Here is a 4,345-nt window from a genome sequence, read left to right as displayed (position 1 = left end):
GCCTATGACATCGAAGTTATCATTTTTGCTAAACAATATGTCGCCGTTTTCGCCTTGACCGACCGTCAATACGTAGTCCTGCAACGTGTTACCGTTATTGGTAACAGTGAAGGTGGTGATCACATCCACAGCGCCGGCGATGACACCAACCGTAGTGAAAGTTCCGCTGGTTTCGGCGACGGTGAGGTTAACCATGTTATCAACCAGAAACGTCGTATCGGCTGAAGTGAGGGGGTCTTGTTCAACATCGTCGACGCTATATGTAATTGTGGTGACAATGCTGATGAGCGTGCCGGACGCCGTGCCAGAAGCTACTGCGGGTTGCATTATCGTGAGTAAGGCCATGCTACCAAAGAAAATGGCGAACAGTCGAGGCAAAAGTAAAGCCATCTTGTTAAAGGATGCAATCTCATTCACATGCGGACAAGTGACCGAAAAATTTTGGATGTATACCAACAATTTTGAAGAAGAATATGAAATCTGAATATTCCTCTTCAAAATTGTTTTTGTAGCCAATGCCAATATTAGCTGCATTTTAGTTTTCATAAATTTCACCATTTGAACCGCCTCCAATTTTTCAATTGTGTGGCGTCTGATTGCGATACAGATGTCATCTGAAAAGTGTTGCCCCGGCAAGCCGAGACAACAGACGCGTTAAGCTATTAAATTGCTTATACTACCCTCAGGTCCAACTACTGAATGGTTACCTGAAACGCCATGGTTGCAGTCTCGCCGCCGGCAAGAGTCAGATCAGTGGCCGTCGCCGTAATGGCAGTAAAATCAGCACTGTCGGTGTCAGATGCATTGGTTTTGCATAAAGCGATGGTCTCAGAACCATCTTTAACCGCGATGCCTTGAGCAGTACATGTAGTGGAGCCATCGTCGTACAATGTATTGAATGCCACAGTACCTGTCGTTATCTCATCCACGATATCGGTAATACTGATACCTGTAGCTGTTCCGCTTCCATTATTTACGATGGTTATCGTATAGGTAATAATGGCGCCTGGAATAGCCTTAGGATTGGTAGTTCCGTTAGCTGGATCAGAATATACCGCGGTGGTTTTACTGACAGTCAACGCTGCTGTTAGAACGCGATATGCATCCAAAGCAACTGCGCTCGCATCACCCTCGGTCTGACCCGGATCGGTGCCATTAGCAGTGGTTGAAGGATCGGAAAATACGATTTGAATAACAGTAGAGTCATAAGCACCGACTGTTTCAATTACTGCGACTGTCGTATTATTCGTTGTAGTCACCGCTGTCAAGCTGATTGTCGACTGCGCAGTGTCTACCTCAGATACCGGGATAGTTGCCGTGACAAGCAAATCAATAGAGGCATCAGGAGCCAGTGAATCCACCGAAGTTATCAGCGTATCGTTGGCATCTAGCAAACCGTCACTATTGTCATCAATGTAGTATACGAAGGTTCCCACATCAAAAGCGTCAGGCTGGGTAAAAGCAGCAAGAGCACTGTTGGCAGCCGTCAGATTATAACCCTGATTATCGTTACCCAGATTCGTTAACGTAAACGAGGTTGCTTGTTCAAATGAACCCGCTGCAACCGAAGTAACAGTTGAGTTGTTTTCAATCAAAGTCAGATTGATTGTTGTACCCACCAGGAACGTAGTCTCCGTACCTGGGCCTGAAGTGTTACCAGTTTCAGTTGAACCAACTTCAGGTTGCGCTGTGCCGTCCACAGAATAGTTGATTGTAGCTATGTTACCCACACTGGTTCCGGACAGAGTTCCATCTGCCATCGCGTTGTTTGCCACGGAGAACATCAATGCGGTGGCAACTATCGCTGCACGCCCAATATTCTGTTGGCGGGTTTGAGTGAATTTTTTCATGATGCTTCCTTGATTAAAATGTAAAACTATTAATGATTCCGTTGATTTTGTTACCGATATCTCATCCTGATGTCGGCTTTCAAGTAATAAACAGTTTCTTCAAAGGAGCAAAGGCGACCTTCTAATTAACTCACTTTTAGCGCATTTAACAGACACTCTATCGTCGATTGCCTTGTTAAAGCTGGCGTCAATACTGCTTAAATTAATGCCTAACGCTATGAAATTTCATACCTAATTAGCTATTTTATAGCTTCTTAATCATTTAATTTTATAATAATTAAAAGATCTTAAAGATCATTTATAATATGTACTTAAACGTTTAAGATTGTGCTCTAGATTTTAGTTATGAACAATTAGACTTTAGCCTACTAAAGCAGCCATTTAAGAGGTTTTTATGGTTTGAAATTATACTTTAGGTTATTGAAAATCTGTTTTGAAGATATTGCTTCATTAATTTACCAAGCCACTTATAACAATTTGACTAGATATAATAACGAGCAAGCTAGGTTTTGATTAAGAAGTAAGTAAAACTAGATCTGATAACGCCATGTTGGTTACTTTTTTAATAAAAGCGAACCAAGCTTGGGTACCCTAAAACACTTTTGATGTCTTCGTATATGATTACAACGAGGTTTCTTTAGATACTTAATTTTCAGATGAATACGAAAGCACTATTGACTGGTAGTGATGTTAATCCGAGTAACTGCGAACAGGATCTTGTTTACTGTCGCTTTAGGGCAGTGTGAAATTCAGCAGAGTTATTCTCTTGTTTTTACTAATCACAAAAATCGTATAGCGACCTATTGCCATAGAGTTTCACGTATATGCAGCTCTCCCTATCTAAAATTGGTAATTTCCTGATAGCGTAGACTAACCCTATTAATGTTTTTAAAGATGAGTTTACATTCAGTGTTTCTGATTTTTGTTGAGGCTCTTTTTTAAATAACTAGGGCTTTCTGCAATAGTAGAAAACCAATTATATCGATAAGATCTAACCCAGAGTGAGATAGCATTATTTTCTTCACAGCCATATGCTGAGGCTAATCCAGATGGTAATGATTTCGTTGGCAGTGGTGTCAACAAGTTAATAATGCCTGCAACAATGGTCCTTGGGCTATCGCTGCAAATGGGTGGGCATCACAGAGGGTCATGGTGAGTAAAGATTGCTGTCGACCCCACTGAGGTATCTCAAAACAAGGTGTGAATCAGATGTGGCGTTATTGATAGGCGACGCTGGTTGCCAACCCCAGCGCCCAAGTTTTGGTTAGTTGCACATCACTATTTAATGCGCTTCCAGCGATACGCAGACCTATTGGCCAAAACGCTCGGCTGCTGCTGGTTTGTTTGCAATAATTGCCTCAATGCGTTCAATAACCTCTGGCGTCAGTTTAGAAAGAGCGTTCATTGCGTTCAGGTTGTCTTCTAGCTGAGACAAACGCGAGGCTCCTAAAATAACGGTGCTTACGTTCGGGTTTTTTAAACACCAAGCAATTGATAAATGCGCCATGCTGATATCCAGATCTTTTGATAACAAGCTCAATTGGCGAATTTTCTCCAGCTTCTTTTTACCATCTTCACTGGTCCATAGATCGCGTAACCACTCATAGCCTGGTAATGCCAGACGACTGTTATCTGGAATACCATCGTTATATTTTCCGGTCAATAAACCGCTAGCTAGCGGTGACCAAATAGTGGTGCCCATACCGAACTCTTCATATAATGGATTAAATTCACCATCCACTTTTTCGCGGTGCAATAAGTTATATTGGGGTTGTTCCATTGATGGTGGAGTTAAATGCTCTTGTCTCGCTATAGCATGCGCTTGCGTAATTTGCTGTGCTGACCACTCAGAAGTACCCCAGTATATTACTTTACCTTGCTGCACGAGATTATGCATAGCGCGCACGGTTTCTTCAATTGGGGTATCGATATCAGGACGGTGGCAAAAGTACAAATCCAGGTAATCAACACGCAAGCGTTTGAGCGCAGCATCACAAGCATCACGAACATGCTTTGCACTGAGGCCTAATTGCATTTGCTTATCACCACCCCAAAATACTTTTGAGGACACGGCATAGGTATCTCGTGCTAAACCGATGCCTGAAATCGCCTCACCCATTATTTTTTCAGATTCGCCTGCTTCATAGCCTTCGGCGTTATCAAAAAAGTTAATGCCGCCATCGTATGCTGTTTTAAGTAATTTTTTGGCATCATTCATATCAACTTGCTTGCCAAATGTAACCCAAGAACCCAATGACAATGCAGAAACTTTAAGTCCAGCTTTGCCCAAACGACGATATTCCATTTTTATTCCTTCTACTTAACGTGTTTACCAAGGTGAGAAATTTTCACCTTGGACAATTGTGCTGCCTAAATCATTGTAAATAAGACTGAATTTATTCGATCATAACCTACTAAATTAGCGGTTTTTGGCTCTGACAACAGAGTGTTTTCTGGTGATAATGTAATTATACATTATCGCACAATAGAGATTT

3 protein-coding genes are annotated in these 4,345 nt (G+C 41.9%); all 3 read right to left on the bottom strand.

Going from position 1 to position 4,345, the window contains the following annotated elements; genetic code table 11:
* The coding region (locus ACJAT7_RS18070; RefSeq protein ID WP_415228191.1) for a hypothetical protein at positions 1–546 on the bottom strand (546 nt) is incomplete at its 3' end.
* 146 nt (positions 547–692) lie between these two features.
* Positions 693–1,850 (bottom strand): hypothetical protein, encoded by a 1,158-nt coding sequence (locus ACJAT7_RS18065; RefSeq protein WP_415228190.1) that lies wholly within the window; start codon positions 1,848–1,850, stop codon positions 693–695.
* 1,309 nt (positions 1,851–3,159) lie between these two features.
* A complete protein-coding gene (locus tag ACJAT7_RS18060; protein WP_415228189.1) occupies positions 3,160–4,155 on the bottom strand; it encodes a potassium channel beta subunit family protein in 996 nt (331 codons plus the stop codon).
* Between the last annotated feature and the right edge of the window lie 190 nt (positions 4,156–4,345).

The organism is Psychromonas sp., assembly GCF_047632995.1.
Lineage (GTDB): Bacteria > Pseudomonadota > Gammaproteobacteria > Enterobacterales > Psychromonadaceae > Psychromonas.
Note: the sequence above shows the minus strand (reverse complement) of the source record. Positions and strands in the feature narration are given on the sequence as shown.